Origin of the sequence: Micromonospora sp. NBRC 110009 (assembly GCF_030518795.1) — a bacterium.
Classification (GTDB): domain Bacteria; phylum Actinomycetota; class Actinomycetes; order Mycobacteriales; family Micromonosporaceae; genus Micromonospora.
The window spans coordinates 5,385,458-5,406,415 of sequence record NZ_CP130427.1; the positions used below are offsets into that span (position 1 = coordinate 5,385,458).

At 70.2% G+C, this 20,958-nt stretch carries 6 protein-coding genes; all 6 read left to right on the forward strand.

Features of this window, described 5'->3' with window-relative positions; genetic code table 11:
- Positions 1-3 precede the first annotated feature (3 nt).
- Positions 4-1,584: a serine/threonine-protein kinase gene (locus Q2K19_RS25540; RefSeq protein ID WP_302764424.1), complete on the forward strand. Its 1,581-nt coding sequence runs from the start codon at positions 4-6 to the stop codon at positions 1,582-1,584.
- Between the two features lie 61 nt (positions 1,585-1,645).
- Positions 1,646-5,356, forward strand: a complete 3,711-nt coding sequence (locus tag Q2K19_RS25545; RefSeq protein ID WP_302764426.1) for an AAA family ATPase — start codon at positions 1,646-1,648, stop codon at positions 5,354-5,356.
- 36 nt (positions 5,357-5,392) lie between these two features.
- Positions 5,393-6,676, forward strand: coding sequence for a vWA domain-containing protein (locus tag Q2K19_RS25550; protein ID WP_302764427.1), 1,284 nt, complete (start codon positions 5,393-5,395; stop codon positions 6,674-6,676).
- A 251-nt stretch (positions 6,677-6,927) separates the two neighbouring features.
- Positions 6,928-12,126, forward strand: coding sequence for a RecQ family ATP-dependent DNA helicase (locus tag Q2K19_RS25555; protein ID WP_302772744.1), 5,199 nt, complete (start codon positions 6,928-6,930; stop codon positions 12,124-12,126).
- Positions 12,119-18,742 carry an SNF2-related protein gene (locus tag Q2K19_RS25560; RefSeq protein WP_302764428.1) on the forward strand — a complete coding sequence of 2,208 codons (6,624 nt, stop codon included), beginning with the start codon at positions 12,119-12,121 and terminating at the stop codon, positions 18,740-18,742. Before Q2K19_RS25555 ends, Q2K19_RS25560 begins: the two co-directional genes overlap by 8 nt.
- 55 nt (positions 18,743-18,797) lie before the next feature.
- Positions 18,798-20,948 carry a UvrD-helicase domain-containing protein gene (locus tag Q2K19_RS25565; RefSeq protein WP_302764430.1) on the forward strand — a complete coding sequence of 717 codons (2,151 nt, stop codon included), beginning with the start codon at positions 18,798-18,800 and terminating at the stop codon, positions 20,946-20,948.
- Positions 20,949-20,958 lie beyond the last annotated feature (10 nt).

Below are 20,958 nucleotides of genomic sequence, written 5' to 3' on the forward strand. Positions count from 1 at the left end.
GCTGTGTTGGGGCGGATGCTGAGCAACGGGCGGTACGAGCTGGAGAAGTTCCCCCTCGCCCGGGGTGGCATGGGCGAGGTCTGGCTGGGGCGGGACACGAAGCTCGACCGGGAGATCGCGGTCAAGTTCATCCGGTTCCCCGACGGGGACCGGGACGACGAGCACATTCGTCGCTTCGTCCGGGAGTCCCGGATCACTGCCCGGCTGGAGCATCCCGGCGTGCCCGCCGTCTACGACGTGGGAGTCGACGACGGCCGCCCGTTCCTGGTAATGCAGCGCATCCGCGGGATCAGCATCGCCGATCTCGTCGCCGAGCAGGGCGCCCTGCCCATCGGCTGGGCGGCAGCGATCGCCGCCCAGGTCTGCGCGGTGCTTGCCGCCGCCCACCGCGCGTCGCTGGTGCACCGCGATCTCAAGCCGAGCAACCTCATGCTCGAACCGGATGGGCGGGTCAAGGTTCTCGACTTCGGGCTCGCCGTGGCACCGACCCTCGCCGACTTCTCCAGGATCACCCACACCGGGCAGCCCCTGGGCACCCCCGCCTACATGGCTCCCGAACAGGTCGAGGCGAACCTCAGCAGCCCCGTGACCGACCTCTACGCGCTCGGCTGCACCCTGCACGAGATGCTTTCCGGGGAGCACCTCTTCACCGGCTCGACGTCCTTCTCCGTGATGAGCAAGCAGGTGAAGGAGCAGCCACCGGCCCTCCGCTCGCTCCGCGCCGAGGTGCCGTCCGCCCTGGAACGGCTGGTGCTCGACCTGCTGGAGAAGAAGCCCCAGTCCCGACCTGCCAGCGCAGAGGTCGTCTACGACCGGCTGCTGCCCTTCGCCACCGACCTCGGTCCGCTGCCTGGCGCGCTCGGCTCGCCGTCGGCGGCGAGCCCGGTCCGGATGTACGCGCGCCTCCTCAGCCGGGTCTTCGCCGAGGCGACCGGCACCCCACCACCCGCGCCGGTCCCTACGCCGCCAGAGCCCACCCCGCGGGCATCCGAGGCGGAGCTCGAATCGCGTCTGGACCGGCTCAACCGGAGTGACCTGGACCGGGCCCGCAGCGAAGCCCACGAACTGGTCCGGCAGTCCCGTTACAGCCAGGCCGCAGAGGTGCTGGCCGAGGCAGCCGGGCCGGCCAGCCGTGCGTTCGGCGGCACCGACCGGGACGTGGTGAGCCTTCGCTTCGAACTGGCCAATGTGTTGTTCGAAGGCGGGGACTACCGCCGCGCGGCGCCCGCGTACCACGAGCTCGCCCTCGACCTCGCCGCCGCCGGCGGTACGCAGACCGACCTCCTGATGCGGTGCCGTCTGCAGGAGGCGACCTGCCACGCGCTGACCGGCCGGACCAGCCAGGCGCTGCGGCAGCTGGACGGCCTGCTCCAGGATGAGCGCCAGGCCTACGGCGACGAGGACCCTCGAACCCTCGAACTGCGCCGCCAGATCGGCCTGCTGCAACTAGGCGCCGGGCAGAGGCAGGCCGCCGAGCAGACCCTGTCCGCGCTGCTCGCCGACCTCCAACGCCTGCGTGACGCCGGCGACCCCAGCGCAACCGAAATCGCCGACCTGCTCGCCTCGCTGCGCCGGTCGCGATAACCCGCATGCACCCACCACCCAGGCCGCCGTCGTCACCGGCGGCACCGAACGAGGAGGCGCCATGAACGAGCCGGCCCGGCCGATCGAACACATCTCCATCCGGGTGCCGTGGCACGACGCCGGCTGGAACGGCACGGTCTGCGCCGACCCGCAGGGCAACGGCACCTGCGTGCTGCTGAAGAACATCGGACAGCGCCGGCACGACGAGCACGAGCAGCACCTGGCTGGCAGCGACATCGCCGACCTGCCCCTCGCCGATGCGCCGCCCTGCGTGTCAGAACGGGCCACCTTCATGTCCCCGCGGGTCATCCCGTTCCAGCGCCAGCACCCCTTCACGCAGAAGTCCCCGGCATTCGCCACCCTCCAGCTCACCCCGCAGCCGATACCCGCGTACACCGCTCAGGCAGTGCCGTTCCGGTGGATGTCCCGGGACGGCGCGAAGAAGATCAACGAGCGACGCCAACTCGGCCTGCGTCCGGAACTGGAAGAGCAAGTGGACGCGATCACCGGCTGGCCCAACTCCACCTGGATGATGCACGGCGACAACCAGCGCACCATCCTCGAAGCCTTCTTCGGCACTGTGCGGCGTGAGTCGAGTCTCGTCTTCTTCTACGCCAAGCACAGCCCGCTGAGCGACGACACCCGCCGGCTCCTGGTCGGCGCGGCCGTGGTCACCGACGTCACCCCGACCGGGGCCTACCGCAGCAGCGGCGGGGAGCGGTTCCCGGCGCAGATGTGGGAAACCAACATCTCGCACTCGCTGCGCCCGGATCAGCAGCGGGGATTCCTCATGCCCTACCAGGCACTGCTCGCCGCCCGGGACGACCGGGGCGTTGACATCACCGATGCCCTGGCCTTCGCGCCAGAAGGCGGCTGGGAAGCCTTCTCGTACGTGACCGAGCACGTCAGCCACGACCTGGCCATTGACGCGCTGCTCGCCCTGATGGCGGCGGGCCGCGCCGCACAGCGGCTGCTCGGATCCGCAGCGGGACCGCTCGGGTTCGACTGGCTGGAGGGGCAGCTCAACCGGCTCTGGAAGCTGCGGGGGCCCCGGCCCGGGCTGGCCAGCGTACTGGCCGCCTTCGGGGTTCCGCAGTCGGTGACCTTCGCCCACACGGTCGCCGCCGCAGGCGGTCCCGACGGGGACCCGTGGCTGACTCTCGAGCAGGCGATGGCCGACCCCGACCGGCTCGGCATCGCCGCCAAGACCCACCTGACGCCCACCGTCCGCGCCACGTGGAAGGCGCTCAAGCCGGAGCGGCGAAAGCTGCTTGAGCTGCTTAGCCGCTTCTCCCTGACCCGGGAGCAGGCGGAACGGTTCTTCGTCGTCGAGGAACGCGACCCGGCCCTGACCGACGAGCAGATCATCGCCAACCCGTACCGGCTCTTCGAGGCCGACCGCGACCAACCCGACGCCGCACCCTTCGCCATCATCGACCGCGGCTGCTTCCCCGACGCCGCCGTCGCCTCCGAACACCCACTACCGACCCCCAGCGCCATGTCGGACGGCCTCGACGCCCGCCGGGTGCGTGCCCTCATCGTCGACGAACTGCAGCGCGCGAAGGTAGCGGGGCACACGCTCCAGCCCCAGGCCGACATCGTCATCAGCATCAGGGCTCGGACGCTCAGCGTGCCCTGCCCGGTCACCGGTGATGTCCTCGACGCCCACCACCTGTCCGCCGACGCCCTGCCGCCGGAGGGTCCGCTGACCGGTGTGACGCTGTCCGGCGGAGCGTCGGCGTTGCAGCTCACCGAACTGGCCCAGGTCGCCGCCGTCATCCGCAAGGAGGTCGAGCGGCGGGTCAACGCTCCGTCGATCACCGGATTGCCGGACTTTCCACGGCGGCTCGACGACCTCCTTGGCCCGATCCCCGAGGATCTGTCTGAAGAGGAACGAGACGCCGAGACGCGGGCACGGGCGGAGAAGGTGGCCGCTCTCAACACCCTGTACTCCTCGCGCATCAGCGTGCTGATCGGCTCTGCCGGGACGGGCAAGACCACCCTGCTCCAGGTGCTGCGGCACACGGAGACCGTCGCCGCGGGCGGCGTTCTCCTGGTTGCCCCAACCGGGAAGGCCCGGGTGCAACTGGCACACCGGGTGCAGGCGGAGGCAGTCACCCTCGCGCAGTTCCTGATCGCCACCAAGCGGTACAACGCGTGGACCGAGCGCTACCTGGTGACCGGGGACGTCCAGACCCGCGCGAAGAACTACAAGACGATTGTGGTCGACGAGGCCTCCATGCTCACCGAGGAGCAACTCGCGGCGCTCTTCGACGCGGTCACCGGTGTGCAACGCCTGGTCCTCGTCGGCGACCCCCGCCAACTCCCGCCTATCGGCGCCGGCCGCCCGTTCGTCGACATCGTGCGGCACCTCGCACCCGACGACATCGCCACCCGGGCTCCCGGCTACGCGGAACTCACCATTCCTCGCCGGCAGGTCGGGCACGACCGTGACGACCTGGTGCTCGCGAGCTGGTTCGCCGACGGTGAGCTGTCACCGGCCGCCGACCTCGTCTGGGAACGGCTGCGGGCCGGCGAGCAGTTGCCGACCCTGCGGGCGGTCCGATACGACCGGCCGCAGCTCTTCGCCACCCTGCTCGCGGTTCTGCGAGAAGAGATCCCGGAGCTGCGGGAGGCCTCCGACGACGAGCTGGCAGCCGCCTTCGGCCGCAGCTACGGCGGCGTCGTCTCCGCCAAGGGCAACCTCTACTTCCCAGGCGGTGCGGCGAAGAAGGCCGACGCCTGGCAGATCCTCTCCCCGGTCCGCGGTCGCGGCTGGGGCACCACCGAGATCAACCGAGCCCTGAAGGACACGTTCGGCACACGCGCGCTGGAGCAGGCGATAGGACCGAAGCGCTACAACGCCAAGCCGATCGGGCCCGAACGAATCGTCGTCGGTGACAAGGTCATCAACATCCGCAACCACAGGTTCAGTCCGTACGCGATCTATCCCAACGACGCGGAGCGGTTCGTCGCCAACGGTGAGCTCGGCGTGGTGATCGGCCAGACGCGATCGGGGAAGGTGAACTGGGCGCCGAACAAGACCGAGATCGAGTTCAGCGGGCGCTCTTGGGTCAAGTACACCTACCGCGACTGGTCCGACGACGACCGGGCGCCAATGCTGGAACTCGCGTGGGCGATCACCATCCACAAGGCGCAGGGCAGCGAGTTCCAGATCACGCTGGTCGTGCTGCCGGACGGGGCGGGACTGAGCCGCGAGCTGCTGTACACGGCCCTGACCCGGCAGCAGCAGAAGGTGATTCTGCTGCACGAGGCCGACCTCGACGAGGTCGCGAAGCTCGGCTCCGCCGTCCACTCCGACACCGCCCGCCGGCTGACCAACCTTTTCTTTGCCTCCGAGCCAATTCAGGTCGGCGACGCTGTAATCGACCGAGGTCTCGTGCACCGAACCGCGCGCGGCGAGCTGGTCCGGAGCAAGAGTGAGGTGCTCATCGCCAACCTCCTGGACGAGCTGGGGTTGGCCTACGACTACGAGTCGCCCTTCACGGGCGAAGACGGTCGGACGGTCCGACCGGACTTCACCATCCTCACCGACCTGGGCGAGACCGTCATCTGGGAGCACCTCGGCATGCTCTCCGACCCTCGCTACGCCTCGAAGTGGGCGCAGAAGAAGAACTGGTACGCCGCCAACGGGATCCTCCCCGATGAGGATGGCGGCGGCACCCGAGGCAAGCTCGTGACCACCGATGACCGGCAGGGGGTTGATTACCCCGCCTGGCGCAGCCTGGCCCAGAAGGTGTTTGGTCTCTGATCGCCCCCTCCGCTCCTCCCCCTCAAGGAGACCCCCATGCACATCTCGGCTCATCTTGATCTTGACCTGCTGGCGATCGAGACGGACAACCAGCTCGCTGTCCTCATCGAGTTGACCGCCCCGTCCGCCCCGGCTTCCGCGACCGCTCGCCCCGCATCCACCCTCCAGGTGGTGCTCGACCGTAGCGGTTCGATGACCGGTGCCCGGCTCGACGGCGCGAAGACGGCACTGATTGGCTTGATCGACAAGCTCGATCCCAGTGACAACTTCGGCTTGGTGGCGTTCGACAACCGAGTCGAGGTGACGGTCGCGGCCGGGCCGCTCACCGACAAGGAGGCGGTGAAGCGCGCCATTGCACAGCTCAGCGCGCGTGGCAGCACGGATCTGTCCGCCGGTTACCTGCGCGGGCTGCAGGAGGCCGGGCGGGTGGCCGGCGGGGCCGGGGCGACCGTGCTGCTCATCTCCGACGGGCATGCCAACGCCGGCGTCACCGATCCCGCCGCGCTCGGTGGCATTGCCGCCAAGGCATACACCGACAACATCACCACGTCAACGCTCGGCTACGGCCTCGGCTACGACGAGCGGCTCATGTCGGCGATCGCCCGGGGCGGCTCCGGCAACGAGCTGTTCGCCGAGGAACCGGACACCGCCGGCGCGCTCATCGCCGGTGAGGTCGACGGCCTGCTCTCCCAGGCCGCCCAGGCGGCTTCATTGCTGGTCAAGGCCGCACCGCAGGTTCGCGCGGTCCAGGTCGTCAACGACATGCCGGTGACGGCGACCGGCGACGGACTCCTCGTCGAACTGGGCAGCTTCTACGCCGACGAGACCCGCAAGCTGCTGCTGACCTTCGACGTGCCCGCCATCGCCGCACTCGGCCTGGCTCAGGTCGCCACGTGTGAGTTCACGTGGGTCGAGCTGCCCAGCCTCGCCCAGCACACGCTGACCGTGCCGCTGCACGTCAACGTCGTCCCCGGCGACCAGGCCGCAGGGCGGATCCCCGATCCGACCGTGCGGACGGAGTTGGTCTATCTCCGACTCCAGCAGGCAAAACGTCGCGCGTCCGGCCACCTCAGCGCTGGCGCCCCGACCGGCGCGCTCACCGAGATCCGTCAGGCGCAGGCTGCCCTCGCGGAAGCCTTGCCTGCCGCCCCGCCACACCTGCGGGAGGATCTGGTGGAAGAGGCGGCCGCCCTTGCCTACCTTGCCGATCAGACGGAGAACGGCATGATCGCCAGGGCCGCGAAGTACTCGTCCATGGATGCCGCCTACAAGTCGGGCAAGCGCGGTCGGAACCGGCCGCCCTCGATCGAACCGAACTGACCATGGGGTCGGGAGGACGGTGGACGTCAAGATCGTCCGTCCAGGTGGTCCGGGCGGGCCGCCCGTTCGCTAGGTTAGGTCTGCTCGCGGCTCTGTCTGGGCAGGTCAGCGCACCGAGCGGTGGTGGTTCGGACGAGGGCCGGAACCTGAACGGTGAGGCCGGCTCCGGCGCGCCAGCCGGTGTTTCCGACCCTTTCCTGCCGCACGTTGGGCAGCACGGGGGTCTGGGGAAGTAGATGGTGTCGCCGGTGATGCCGCCGAATCTCACGGCGGCCAGCGATCTGCTGCTGCAACGGGGTCCGCTGCCCCCCGAGGAGATCTCTACGCTCCTGCGCGCCAATGGCATCGTGCTCGCCCCTGCCCGGTTGGCGAAGCTGCCGCAACGGTTCCCGAACGCGTTCGTCCTCGACGACCAGGGCCGCCTCGCTGTTCCATCCCAGACCGGCGCCGAGGCCCCGTCCCAGACCGAAGATGAGTCGCCTGAGCCGCCGGGCCGCTCGGCGGTGCCGGCTTGGAGGAAGACGTCGCTCCCAGCGCCCATCGCGCTCACCAACTGCGTCGTCATCGCTGTCGGTCAGTCACCGGGTGTCGACGGCGAGCTGGCCGCCGTACGGATGAGCGACGGGAAGTTCGAGCACTTCCCCGCAGTTGCGGAACGGCCCGAAGAGCTGCGCACTTTCGTCGCCGAGGCGGCGTGCGTGGTGGGCCACGGCATCGACTGGTCGCAGCTGCCGCAGCAGGTTCGCGAAGGTCTTCCGGACGTTCGAGTGGATCTGCGGCTGCTGGCGTTGGTGCAGGACCCCACCCGCCCCGCGGAACGGTTGGGGGAACTGTGCACGGCCCTGGGGGTTGTTGTACCCAGCGGCGACGACCCCGCCGACGACGCCGCGGCGGCAGCGGAATGCCTGGCGGCGCTCATCCACCGCATCGAGCCGTCGGAGCCGTCCTGGCAGCTCACCCGCGCGTGCCTGGCGGCGGCTGGATCCGCCGTGGCCCGTCTGCTGCCGGACGGTCTGCTGCCCGAGCGGGCCCGCGACGGGGTGACCTGCGCCCAGGATCCACTGCTCCAGCCGCTCGGTGACGAGTTCCGGTCGGCGGGGGAGGCCGTCCGTCAGGTGTTCGGCCGCCTCACCGAATGGGGCTACGCCACGCGGCCGGCCCAGCATGAGATGTCGGTGGCGGTCGCCGAGGTGCTGGACCACGGTGGGCTGCTCGCCGTCGAGGCGCCGACGGGCACCGGGAAGTCCATGGCCTACCTCACCCCCGCCGGCGGACGCGCCAGCGGAGAGCGTCGGCCGGTCGTGGTCGCCACCGCCACCAAGGTGCTGCAACAGCAGCTGCGCCGCGACGTCACCCGGCTGCGGGACCAGGGGCTCTTCACAGCTCCGCTACGCCAGCTCTTCGGCGTCGCCAACTATATCTGCCCTCGGGAGATCGGTGCGGCGCTCGACGGATCGGACGAGGACGCCGAGCCGGATCACTGGCTGGCGTTGGCGGTGGCGATTCGCGGTCTCGCCGTCAGCGAGACCGGGGTGTGGGACGACATCTCGGACAACCACCTCAGTAGCCGGCGGCCGGCCTACCGAACCACGCGCGACACGCTGCGAACCGATGCCCGTTCCTGCGAGCGGCAGCACTGCCCGTGGCTGGCGACCTGCCCCCTGTTCCAGCGGCTCGACGGAATGCGGGAGCGCCCCGGCGTCCTGGCCGTGAACCACGCCCTGATCGCCACGTGGGCCCGGCTCGCCCAGCAGGGGGCGCGCAGCCCCGGCGACGTGCTCGCCGACGGGGCGGGCGACCTGGTGTTCGACGAAGCCCACGACCTCGAGGATTCCCTCACGAGCGCCTGGACGGAGACGGTCAGCCGGCGGGAACTGCTCGGCCTGGCCACCCGGCTAGACGGGCGGACCGGGCTCGACCGGCAGCTTCGCCAACTGCGCGCCGCCGGCATCGACCTGGGGACCGGACGTCAACTGCCTGCCATGGCTCGACAACTCCGCCGTGACTGCGACACCGTCACCAGCGCGGTGCTGCGGTACCTGCACGAATACGGCGGCGCGACGCGCACCGCAGTTCCCCGCACTGGCGTCGTCCACGCCCGCCCGGAGTACCGGCAGCTCGTCGACGAGGCCCGGCAAATCAGCCACCGGCTGGGCGAGCTGAAGAAGGAACTGACCACGGCGGAGGCCGCGGCACGAGCACGTGTGGCGCAGAGCGACGACAGCTCCCACTGGCTGCTCCGAACAGTGCTGTCCCGCCTCACCGGGCTGACCCATGCCGTCACCGAGACCGTGCAGGTGCTCTGGCGGCTGCGGAGCCTGCCGGACGAACACCTGTGGGTGTACCGGCTCTCGGCCGACGTGCCGACCGGGGTCCCGTCCGAGGGCGAGGCCGCTGAGGCGCAGTCCGACTGGACATTCGAGTGCATCCCCATCGACGTCGGCCCCGCCTTCGCCGATGCCGTGGTCGGCCCGGCCCGCAGCGTCACCCTGACCAGCGCCACCCTCACCACCGGCGGCACCTTCGACTACGTCGCCTCCCGGCTGGGCATCCGGGTCGAGCCGGGCAGCAGCGAGCCCGGGGTGTTCGACGGCCGCCAGCTGCGCAGCCCGTTCGACTACGCCACCCAGTCCGCGGTGGTCCTCACCAACCACCTGCCGGTGCCCGTTCCGAGCCAGGAACAGGAGTTCGTGGAGGAATTCGCGCGGGACCAGGTGGGGCTGCTGTCGCTGACGGGTGGCAGGGCCATGACGTTGTTCGCGGCGCGCCGGCGGATGGAGGAGGTTGCGCAGCTCGTGCGGCAGCAGGGCGACGCCCTCGCCGACCGTGGGGTGCGACTGCTGGTCCAGGGGGAGGCCGGACGGGCGGAGATCTCCGACCGGTTCCGGGCCGATCCCGGCACCGTGGTGTACGGCTTGCGCTCGTACTGGCAGGGTTTCGACGCTCCTGGCGAGACCTTGAGCTACCTGGTCATCGAGAAGCCGCCCTACCCCCACCCCGACGACGCCGTGGTCAGCGCCCGGATCCGTGCCATCACGGACCGGGGCGGAGACCCCTTCCTCGATTACGTGGTGCCGAAGACGGCAGTGCTGCTGGCCCAGGGCTTCGGTCGGCTGATCCGCAGCGAGACCGACCGGGGCGTGGCGTTGATCGGCGATCGACGCATGCAGTCACCCAGCAGTGCCAACCGCCTGCTGCTGTCCACCATGCCCGGGCCGGAGCTGTACCACGCCGTCGATCGGGACGACGCCTGGCGCTACGCCCTGCGCTTTGTCACCGGTGAGGAACCGGACCTGAGCGAGGCGTTGGCGCTGGCGGGCAACGAGGTGGACGCCATTCTGCAGCGGCTGCGGCTGATGCCGGGGGAGGACCCGGAGCCGAAGCTGCGGGAAGGCGCGCGCCTGTTGTTCGGCGTGCAGGAGCTGCGGGAGCCGCAGCTGCAGCTGATGCTGGCCCACCTCGCCGGCGCTGACACGGTCGGGATCCTGCCCACCGGCACCGGCAAGTCGCTCTGTTTCCAGCTGCCGGCGCTGCTGCGTCCCGAGGACCGCGCGACGGTGGTCGTCAGCCCGCTCGTCGCACTCATCAAGGACCAGTTGGACGACCTGCGCGGCCGCCGGGGCCTGCGCGGAGTGCAGGGCATCACGGGCAGCACCCCAGCCACCGTCCGCACCGAGATCCTGCGGGATCTCGCGGCGGGCAAGGTGCGGCTGCTGTACGTGTCGCCGGAGCGGCTGGTGCGAGATCCGGTGCTGCGGGTCGCGTTGGAGCGACAGGACCTCGCCGCCCTGGTCGTGGACGAGGCGCATTGCGTCAGTGACTGGGGGCACGACTTCCGGCCCGAATTCCGCCAGGTGTCCCGGGCGGTGGCCCATCTCGACCGTGCGCCGCGCATGGCGTTGACCGCGACCGCCACCCCGCCGGTGGTCCAAGACATCATCGCCACTCTCGAGCTGCGCGACCCGGTCACGGTCAGCCGGCCCTCCGACCGTCCGAACCTTCGGTTCCAGGTCACCAAGGTCGCCGACGAACGGGAACGCGCCCGAGAACTGCTGCGCATCGCCACCGCCATGGGCTCCGCGCCGGGCATCGTCTACGCGTCGCGTCGCGCCGTCACCGAGGAGATCGGGGCGCTGCTCCGACGCGCAGGGCTGGCCGCCCGCCACTACCACGCGGGCATGGTGCCGGAGCAGCGCGAAGCCGTCCAGGACGACTTCCTCGCCGGCACCACACAGATCATCGTGGCGACCAAGGCCTTCGGCATGGGCGTCAACAAGCCGGACGTCGGCTGGGTGGTGCACTACGACCTGCCGGAGTCGCTGGATGCGTACGTGCAGGAGTCTGGCCGTGCAGCGCGGGCCCCGGAGCTGCGCGGAGAATGCGTTCTTCTCTACAGCGGCGGCGACATCGCCCGGCGGCGTGCGCAGGTGGCCGACACGACCGACGCCGACCGGCGTGCCCTGACGCAGCGCGTGTTGAGCCTGCTGGGCGGCCAGCGCACGCGCGGCGGGGACGCGGTGTTCCACCAGGAGGAACTGGCCGAGGCAGCCGGCGTCGACCCGGACGAGCTCAACGTCCTTCTGGGCTGGCTGGAACGCGCCGGCGCGGTGGAGTTGCTGCCCGACTGCTCGGCGCGCGGCACCGTGCATGTCGGTGTCCGGGAGCCGGAGGATCAACAGCAGCGACGCCGGTTCCGGGAGATGTCAGTGCTGCTGCGGCTGCGGCCTCAGGTCGGCAGTCGCATCGACTTCGACCGGCTGGAACAGGAACACGGCATCGACCCTGACGAGCTGGAACGAGACCTGGTCGCCTGGTCCCTGGACCGGCTCGTCACGTTCTCCTCGTCGCAGCGCTACCGCCGCCTTCGGCTCCGGACGGGGCAGGTGGACAGCGTCCGGTTGACGCGGGAGATCCGCCGCTGGAGCATGTGGCAGCGCGAGCAACTCAACGCGGTCATCTCGTACGTCGGGAGCGCGGAGTGCCGGCGCGCCGACATCGTCCGCTACTTCGGGTTCCCCGCCTACGCCTGCGGGGATCAGCGGGAGGCGTGCGATGCCTGCGGCGGGCGACCGGCGTGGCATGATCTACCCGCTTCGGCGGTCCCGGATCCGGAACACCTGGTCAACGTGGACCTTACCGTCCTGCAGGCGGTGGCCTGGGCGTCGACGTTGCGGACCGGCCGCTACGGCGCGGTCGGGTTGCGGGCGGCCGTCCTGGGAGCGGAAGTGCTGCCCGGCGGTCATCCCATCGGGGCAGGCCTGCGGCGCTGCCCGCAGTTCGGCGCCCTCCGCTACGTCCGCGGGGCCGAACGGCGGTGGGACGAAGCGGCCGCTCGCCTGATCGGCGAGCGGCTCCTCGTATCTGACGAGGTCAGCAGGGACGGCAGGAGTTACACCAGCTTGGCGATCACGGGTGCCGGGCGGGAACGGTTGGGGGGCCGGCGTGGGTGAGTTGGTCAGTGTCGAGCGGATCATCACGGCGGCACTGCTGGAGAACGGGGAGATTTCCCTGGGCCCGGTCGAGCAGACCCGGCTCGGGCTTCCCAGCCACTCGGCAGACCTGGCCCTCGTCGTGGACGACGAGTCGCTAGCCGTGGCGTGGGTCGCCGGCCGGCGACGCCTGCACGGCGAGTCGCTGGCCGAGTATCTGCAGGACACGGCACGGGTAGGAGGGCTGCTGCGACTGGAGCGCCGCGGCGAGGGCCCGCTGCGGCTCGTCGTCTCCGCCCCGGGAGCCCAGCTGTCGTACCCGATGCGCCTTCCCGGCGCTGTCGTTGCCGCGCCGGGTTTCCCCGCAGCCAGCGGCGCAGCCGCTGCGCGGTCCGCTGCCAGCCCTCTGCGTCGGGCCAGCACCGGAGGCCGGTACCGCCTGCGCAAGCGCGAGGAGTACGCCTGGCACGGGAAGATCGGCTTCCTCAAGAGCGCCCGGAAGCACGCCGTGGGCGCGCTGAAGAACCGTGGCTGGGACCCGGCCGACGCGGTCGAGCTGCGGCTGGAGGGGGAGCGCCTGGCAACCCTGGACCAGTTCGACGAGCTGTTGGCCATCGATGCGGCGCACATCGAACACATGCCGCACCAGGAGGCGGCGGCCCGCACGGTGCTGACCCGCATGGGCGGGCGAGGGATCCTCGCCGACGAGGTCGGCCTCGGCAAGACGGTCGAGGCAGGCCTGGTTCTCAAGGAGCTCATGCTCCGGGGGCTGGCGCAACGGATCCTGATTATCTGCCCGGCCCCGCTGCGCGACCAGTGGCGCGACGAGCTGCGCGACAAGTTCGACGAAGACTTCACTGTGGTGGCCAGCGGCCAGGACGCCAGGGCGTTCGAGCAGGACCGGATCATCATGACGCTGCAGCTGGCGCTCCGCAATGCGGAACGGTTCGGTAAGCGGTTCGACCTGGTCATCGTCGACGAGGCTCACCGCCTGTCCGGCGCCGGCGCGAAACGCACCCGCGAGGTCGTCGGCGGACTCGTCGCCAAGGCGCCCCGTGCGCTGTTCCTATCGGCCACCCCGGTGCAGAACAATCTGCTGGAGCTGTACCGACTCGTCGAGCTTCTGCGCCCTGGCACCTTCGACTCCGAGTACGACTTCGCTCGCCGCTTCGTCGACCCGCACGACCCACGCCGCCCGGTCAATGCGGTCGAACTGCGCAAGCTGATCAGCAGCGTGGTGGTGCGTACCACCCGCCAGCAGGCCGGGGTCGACCGCGTGCACCGGATGCCTCCGCAGGACCACGGCGTCGTGCTGACCCCGCCCGAGCGTCAGCTCTACAACCTCCTCCTGCACACGCTGCGGCATCGGATGACCGGACCGGCCGACACCATGCGCCGCCGGCAACTCGCGCTGCGGCTGACCGCCTCCCCGCAGGCGGTATCCCGCAGCGCCCTGCGGATGGCCGAGCGGCAACCGGACCGTCAGCTGCGGCAGCTCCTCACCGAGATCGGCCACCTCGCGGGGGACATCCGGCACACCTCCCGCGAGCAGACCGCGCTGGAGGTCGTCCAGCGCTGGCTCGACGAGCACGGGCGGGTGCTGATGTTCACCCAGCACACCGACACCCTGACCGGCATTCTCCGGCTGCTGGACGGCGCCGGCATCAGCGCCGCACCCTTCCACGGCGGGATGACCCACGCCGCCCGCAGCGCTTCCGTCGCCGACTTCCGTTCTGGCCGAGCCCGTGTCCTGGTGTCCACCGACGCCGGCGCCGAGGGCCAGAACCTGCAGGTGAGCAACTGCGTGCTCAACTACGACCTGCCCTGGAACCCGATGCGGGTCGAGCAACGCATCGGCCGGGTGCACCGACTCACCCAGACCCGTGACGTGTACATCGCGAACCTGTTCGCCCGGGACACCCTCGACGAGGCCGTCTACCGTTTGCTCCACGACAAGCTGGCCATGTTCGAGCTGCTGTTCGGACAGGTGGTGACGGTCCTTGGTGAGCTGGAGGGCACCCAGGACTCCAGCATGGAGAACCGGGTGCTGGAGGCGCTCTACGCCAAGAGCGACGCCAGCATGCAGAGCCGGTTGAACGAACTCGGGAACGAGCTGGAGCAGGCCCGCAGCCGGGCCATGACCATGATGACCGCCGACGCCGGCCTGAGCGACTGGCTCGCCCAACGGCAGGAGGAGCGACGCAAGCGCGCCGCGCAGCCCGAAGCCCGGGAGCTGCTGCCGCAGGCGGCCAAGCACCCACGCCGCCGGCAGAAGGACCTCGAGCGGTTTGTCTGCCAATTCCTGACGGCGGCGGGGGCGTCGCTGACGCAGCCCGCCGAGGGGCTCACCGTCGCCACCCTGCCCGACGACCTCGCCGAGTCCCTGGGTGGCCGCCGGGAACTCTTCCTCGCCTTCACCAACGCCGCGTTGGATCACCACCCGGAGGCGCAGCTCTGCGTCGTCGGGTCCGAGCTCTTCGACGAGCTACTGGAGGTCCTGCGTGAACGCGGAGACCTTTCCGGGACGGTCGCAGCGATCCCCGATGTGCACCAGAAGCCGGCGGTCGCCCACAGCCTGGACGTTCAGCTGGTCAAACGCCACATCGAGCCGGCGCAGGAGTGGGCCGCGCGGGCGACGTACCGGGTGCAGGAGGGGGCCACCAGCGGCAACCAACAGCTGGTGACCGTGGCGGTCGGACCTGACGTCGACCTCGACCGCCGGCGGGTATCGCTGCCCGACGGCGCCGCCATGCCGGCGGAAACGTCGGAGAAGGCGGTGCTGGATGTCGTCGATCGACAGGCGGCCGTGCAGCTGCTCCAGAACCTGCGTGAGGCCCAGGAGGCCGAGCAACGCCGGCAGCGGGAGGCGCAGGAAGCACTTGTCGCCAACCTGGAGAAGCAACTCGCGGCGGCGGAGAAGGCATGGCGCAAACGGCGTGACTACCAGGCGTACGACGAGATGGAGGAGCGGCAGCGCCAGCTGAACCGAGCGATCGCGGCTGCTCGCAAGCCGACACCCAAGATCGTCGATACCGAGCTGCGCGCGGAGCTGCTCACCCTCGAGATGCACGGCTCGGACCAGCTCGTGGTGGTGGAACGGTGGGAGCACACCAACGGCACTGCCCGCGAACTGCGGTACCCGTGGACGGGCAACCTCGGCCAGCACGGTCTGACCTGCGAGGCGACCGGCAAGCCGCTCGCGACCCTGAGCCTCTGCGGCGGCGGTCACGTCGTTGACCGGTCGGCATTGTCGGCCTGCCAGACCTGCACGACCGACTGGTGCGGGGCCTGTGGACCCACGCGAGCCGTGCAGGCCTGCCGCGGCTGCAAACGAGTGTCCTGCGCGACCTGCCGTAACGGTGGTCCCCTCTGCGCCAGTTGTGCCCAGCCGCAGCGCGCAGCGGAGCTGGACACCGAGTGGGAGACTGGCTGGCGCCTGGGTGGTGACGCTTACCTGCTGGTCGGGGAGCGCCACGCCGTGCTCGTCGACGGGAGCGGTGACCGGCAGACGCTGGTGTCCGCGCCGGATGCCCAGGACCCGGTCCGGGCGCGGCTGCGGGGATTGGCCCACCGACTGGGGCTGCCCGCGGGCACTGGCTTGGTCGCGGCAGCCCCGAAGGTCACGCCGGCCGACCTGATCGCGGGCAGCGTATGGGCGAAGGCGTCGCCGTCGACGTGGTGGACGTGGCAGCCCGCGACCGGGGCTGCAGTCGATCCGGGTCTGGTCGACGAGTTGCCGGACCTCACCAGCCCACCCGTCGCCATTGAGGACGAGGTCGGCTTCGCCGCGCTCCTGGCCGGTCTGCGTCGTAGCCAGCCAGCCCCACAGGCCCCGGCGGTGGCGGCGATGCCGTTCGCGATCGTGCAGCGGGTCGACGTCCGCGACGGCCAGTTCGTCTACCGGGAGTTGTGGCACGACGGCGACCGGGCACCACAGCTCGCCCGAGAGGACGGCGAGCCGTTGCAGGTGAGCCGGCACGAGGTGGCTCCATTCTGCCGGTCCATCGCGGAGGCGGTCGTGGGCCCGGTCCGCGTGGAGGTGGACGGCCTGCACCGCTCCTACGTGTGCCTGCTCACCGATGGGACCTATAGCAGCACCCTCTTCGTCCCCGGGCTCCCCGGGGCTACGGTGCAGGCGGAGGGACACCTGGCGCGGACGGTGGCGGCAGTCGGTCTACCCACGAACAGGGTGGTGGTCCGCCATCCCGAGTCCGCGCCGTCGGCAGCGCATCTGCGCTACAGCACCGCGGCGACGGACGTCACCGTGAAACGCACAGTGAAGTCCCTCCGTACGCTCGTGGAGGAGGCAACGGGTGACCCGGAAACGGGGTTCCTCTTCGTAGACAACACCCGAGGGGAGTTCGCCGCTGCCCGGCTCGCCAACGATGAGGCGCTCCGTCTCGTGCTCGACGGGCTGGCGGAACCAGTGGCGCCAGTGTCCGTCGCCGACTGCGTAACGGTCGACGAACAGTGGCAGTCACCGCACGGCACGGCGACCCGGCAGTACCTGGTGGCGCCAGCGGCACCACTGAACGCGCACCTGCGTACCGGACGGATCCTCGTCGCTCCCGGCGAGCCAGTCGCTGCGAGGTTGGCGGACGGAAACCCCGTCGACGGCCGGGTGTACGTGGACAGCGGCGGCCACCTGGTCGATGAGGCGCAGGTGGCTGGCTGTCCCGTCTGCGCCCAGGCCTACGGGCCCTGCTGCGGCGACGACGGCACTATCACCGGCTGCTGGTCCTGCCGCCGCCCGGCATGCGGCAGCTGCCGAGCGAATGATCCGTCCACCGTGGCGGAAACCCGCTGCGAGCGCTGCGGCGACCGCTCCTGCGGCCACTGCTCCCGGGAGCTGCCGCTGCGCGCCTGCCAGCTGTGCGGCCGTGACGTCTGCAAGTCCTGTGGTCCCGGCCCGGTCTGCCTCACGTGTCAGCACCTCGCCCCGGCTACTCCCGAGCAGATCCGGAGACTGCCGGTTGACCTCTGCGCCCAGGGGGTCGCCGTACTCCTCGGCGAGGATGACGGCGGAATTGTGGCGGTGCTGCACAGCGCCACCCGGTCGGAGGTCGCCGTCGTTTCGGCCTCCGGCCCGCGCCGCTGGGAGACAGCCACCGGTGACGACGAGGACCTGCTGCGGGTGCGGCTGGGCGCCGCACGCCTGGCCGGAAACGGCGACGTCGACCTGCGTGCCGTCCCCGCAGAGACCGTGCCCGTGCCTGTCGATTGGCTGACGCTTCAGCGCAGCCAGGGCGTCACCTTCCAGTGGGTGGTGCAGACCGACGGCGTGCGTCATGCCGGAAACGCACCCAACCTTGCCGCCCTGCCAGGCTCGCGGGAGTTGGACCCAGATCTTGCGGGCGCCTTCAGCGCGGCCCTGTACGGAGGGGCGGAAGTGGCGGTGCCGACACCGGTGCCGGCGGCCCGGCGTGCCGCGGTGCGACGAGCAGCGGCGGCTCTCACCCCGCCGGGTCGCCGGACCGTCGCCACTGCGTGCCGCCAGCACACCGAGCTGGCGCTCGCCCTCACCCCGGACGGATTCATCCGGCGCCGAGCCGTGGGGAAAGAGGTGTTCGAGGAGCGAGCGGGCTGGCAGGTGCCGGACCAGATGCCGGCCTGGGCCTTCGAGGGCTGGCAACCGGGGCCGGAGATCATCGCCGCCACTGCCATGGACGGATGGACCGCAGTGGTCGCCGCCGTCGGTGAGCACATCATGCTCGGACTGCGCCAGGGCGGCGAGAAGCCGGTATGGCACCGCATCAGCGACGACACCGAACTGGACCTCTGGCGGGCAGCACTCGGCCTGGAGTTGCTCGGCGAGCGAACCCTGGCCACCGTCGTTGCCCACACGCCCGTGGAGCAGATCCAAGGGCCGGTCGTCGTGCGTGGCCGCCTGCTGGCGCGTCAAACGTGGCGCGTGGTCAACCGGCAGCCGTTCGGGCAGCCGGGCCGGATGGCGCTCTTCCCGACCGCGGCCGTGGCGGCGATCATTCCCCACGCCCGGCCCTCCGCGCCCGCGGGCGCCACTATCCTGCCGGAGCCCGTGGTGCGAGGGCTGCGGGCACGCTTCGCGGGCCGCCAGGTTATCGACGTTGACGTGACGGTCGGCCAGGCCGTCGAGGAGCAGTGGAGTTTGCCCACCGGGGAGACGATGGTTGTCCGCTACGAGATACCTGCGGGCCAGACCCTTGGGTACGTGCGGGACGCGGTCACCGGTGCGCCGCTGCACCAGGCGGCAGCATGCCGGCGGCACCACCTCGTCGAGTCGATTGCCCTGTGCAGCACCTGCCTGACCGCAACCTGTGCCGCATGCCCGGATGCCGTACGCCCCTGCGTCCTGTGTGGTGGGCGGCTCTGCGGCACGTGCGTGGGACCGGACGGGCGGTGCCCGACCTGCGCAGACCTTCGCAAGGTCGGGCTGTTTGAACGCGGGAAGTTCGGCGTATCGCTGCGAGGGGCGGCCTGGCACAGCACGGGGAGGCACGTCCAGGTCACCGTCAGACGGGACAAGGGCCGGTGGTCCCTGGAGAGGTGGGACAACGATGGCCGAGTCGTGCTGGAGCTGGAAGGTGAAGCACTGCAGTCCGTCGCGCGGATGCTGGGCGAGAGCGACAAGGTCCAGCAGCCGCGGACGGACTCATGAACCTGCTGCTGCCCGGTAATCGGGCGTCCGCGCTGTCACCTCGAGGAGGAGCGCCATGCCTCATCTTGCTCTAGCGAAGAGCTTCTGGCAGAGCTACGACGTCCTGGAAAAGCCGATCAGAGCCGGCGTGCGCAAGGCGATGGAAAAGTTTCAGCAGCTCACCATCGCCGAGCTGTACGCCGACAAGGGGCTGCACCTTGAGTCGGTGAACAATGCCAGAGACTCGCGCATGCGCACCATCCGAATCACCGATTTCTGGCGCGGAGTGGTGCTGGCACCTGACGACGGCAGCGATACCTTTCTGCTGCTCAACGTCGTGCCACACGATGACGCGTATACCTGGGCGGCGAATCGGCTCTACACCGTCAACAGCGCGACCCGTGGCCTGGAGGTCCGCGACGTCGTCGCCATCGAACAGATCACCCAGGCGATGGAAAAGGCGGCGCCGCAGGCCCGGGCGTTGCTGTTCGCCCGCCACTCGGACACGGTGCTACGGGACCTCGGCATCGACGACCAGGTGCTGCGAGCGGCCCGGACCGTCGTCGACAAGCCGCAGCTCGAAGCGTTCGGAACGCTGCTACCCGAGGACCAGTTCGAGGTGCTGCAGTACCTTGCCGAGGGGTTCTCACCCGACGAGGTCTACCGAGACGTCGTGGCGGAACGCCGGCCGGCGCACGCCACTCAGGAGAGGAGTGAGAACCTGGCGACGGCGATCGCCAACACCACCACTCGCATGATGCTGGTGACTCGACCCGACGAACTGGCCGAGATTCTCGAAAAGCCCTTTGCCGCCTGGCGCGTCTTCCTGCACCCATCACAGCGGCGCACCGCCTATCGCATGTCCTACCGCGGGCCGGCGCAGGTAACCGGCGGCCCGGGAACCGGCAAGACGGTGGTCGCCCTGCACCGGGTCAAGCACCTACTGTCCCGCTCGTCCGACAGCCGGATTCTGCTCACCACGTACACCAATGCTCTGGCCGCCGCCCTGCGCGAGAACCTGGCGCTACTCCTCGACGACGAAAAGCAACTGGCGCGCGTGGAGGTGACCACCGTCAACGCCTTCGCGAACCGTACTGTCCGCGCCCTTGCCGGACGGGTGCCCACACCCGTCGGGGACGTGGACGAGCGGCAGGTCTGGCGGCGCGTGTGCCGGCGGCTGACGCTGCCGTGGCCGGAGCAGTTCCTCGCCCAGGAGTACCGCCACGTGGTGCTGGCGCATGACATCCGCAGCCGTGAGGCGTACCGGGAGGTCAGCCGGCGGGGGAGAGGGACGGCCTTGGGGCCGCGCCAGCGAGACCGCGTGTGGGACGCCGTGGAGATGTTCACGGCGGAGCTTGCGGCCGCTGGCACCGTCACACACCTTCAGGTGTGCGCGCGGGCGGCCGACCTACTGCAGCACGCTGACCTCGCCATGCATGGCTTCCAGCACGTGGTGGTGGACGAGGCACAGGATCTCCACCCAACTCAGTGGCGGGTGCTGCGTGCTGCGGCCGCGCCCGGTCCTGACGATCTTTTCATCACCGGCGACCCACACCAACGCATCTACGACTCCAGAGTGTCACTCAACTCTCTGGGCATCTCGGTTGCCGGACGTAGCAGCCGGCTGCGTATCAACTACCGCAGCACCGAGGAGATCCTGTCCTGGTCGACGGAGGTGCTGAGCGGATCGCGAGTCGAGGATCTTGGCGGAGACGGTGAGGACAGCCTCACCGGCTACCGATCCCTGCTGCACGGCAAGCGGCCGCACGCTCAGGGATACGCCAACATCCACGCCGAGATGCGTGCCCTCGTGAAGCGGGTGCGGGAGTGGCTGGATCAGGGTGTCGCGGCGAGCGAGATTGCCGTCTGCGCTCGATTCAATACCACCCTCAATACGGTGCACGACGAGCTGACCGCCGCCGGTGTACCGGCGGTACGTGTGCGAGACCAACCGGGCGCGGCCGTTGACGGGGTGCGACTGGCCACCATGCACGCCATGAAGGGTCTGGAATTCCGCTGCGTGGCGATGGTCGGGATCACCGCCCGGGCCCTGCCGTTCGAGAAGGAGGTCACCCCCGCCGAGGTTGACCAGGTGCAGCACGACAACGATCTGCTCCGCGAGCGCTGCCTACTCTTCGTCGCCAGTACACGCGCCCGGGAGGCCCTGCACGTCTCGTGGAGTGGTAGCCCCAGCCCCTTCCTAGAGTTTGCAGCCGGCGGCGACTGATGCCGGTGAT

What these genes read in the sequence shown, in the direction of transcription:
- Q2K19_RS25565 (WP_302764430.1), top strand. Translation starts at nt 18,798, where the DNA reads ATGCCTCATCTTGCTCTAGCGAAGAGCTTCTGGCAGAGCTACGACGTC.
- Q2K19_RS25550 (WP_302764427.1), top strand. Translation starts at nt 5,393, where the DNA reads ATGCACATCTCGGCTCATCTTGATCTTGACCTGCTGGCGATCGAGACG.
- Q2K19_RS25545 (WP_302764426.1), top strand. Translation starts at nt 1,646, where the DNA reads ATGAACGAGCCGGCCCGGCCGATCGAACACATCTCCATCCGGGTGCCG.
- Q2K19_RS25555 (WP_302772744.1), top strand. Translation starts at nt 6,928, where the DNA reads ATGCCGCCGAATCTCACGGCGGCCAGCGATCTGCTGCTGCAACGGGGT.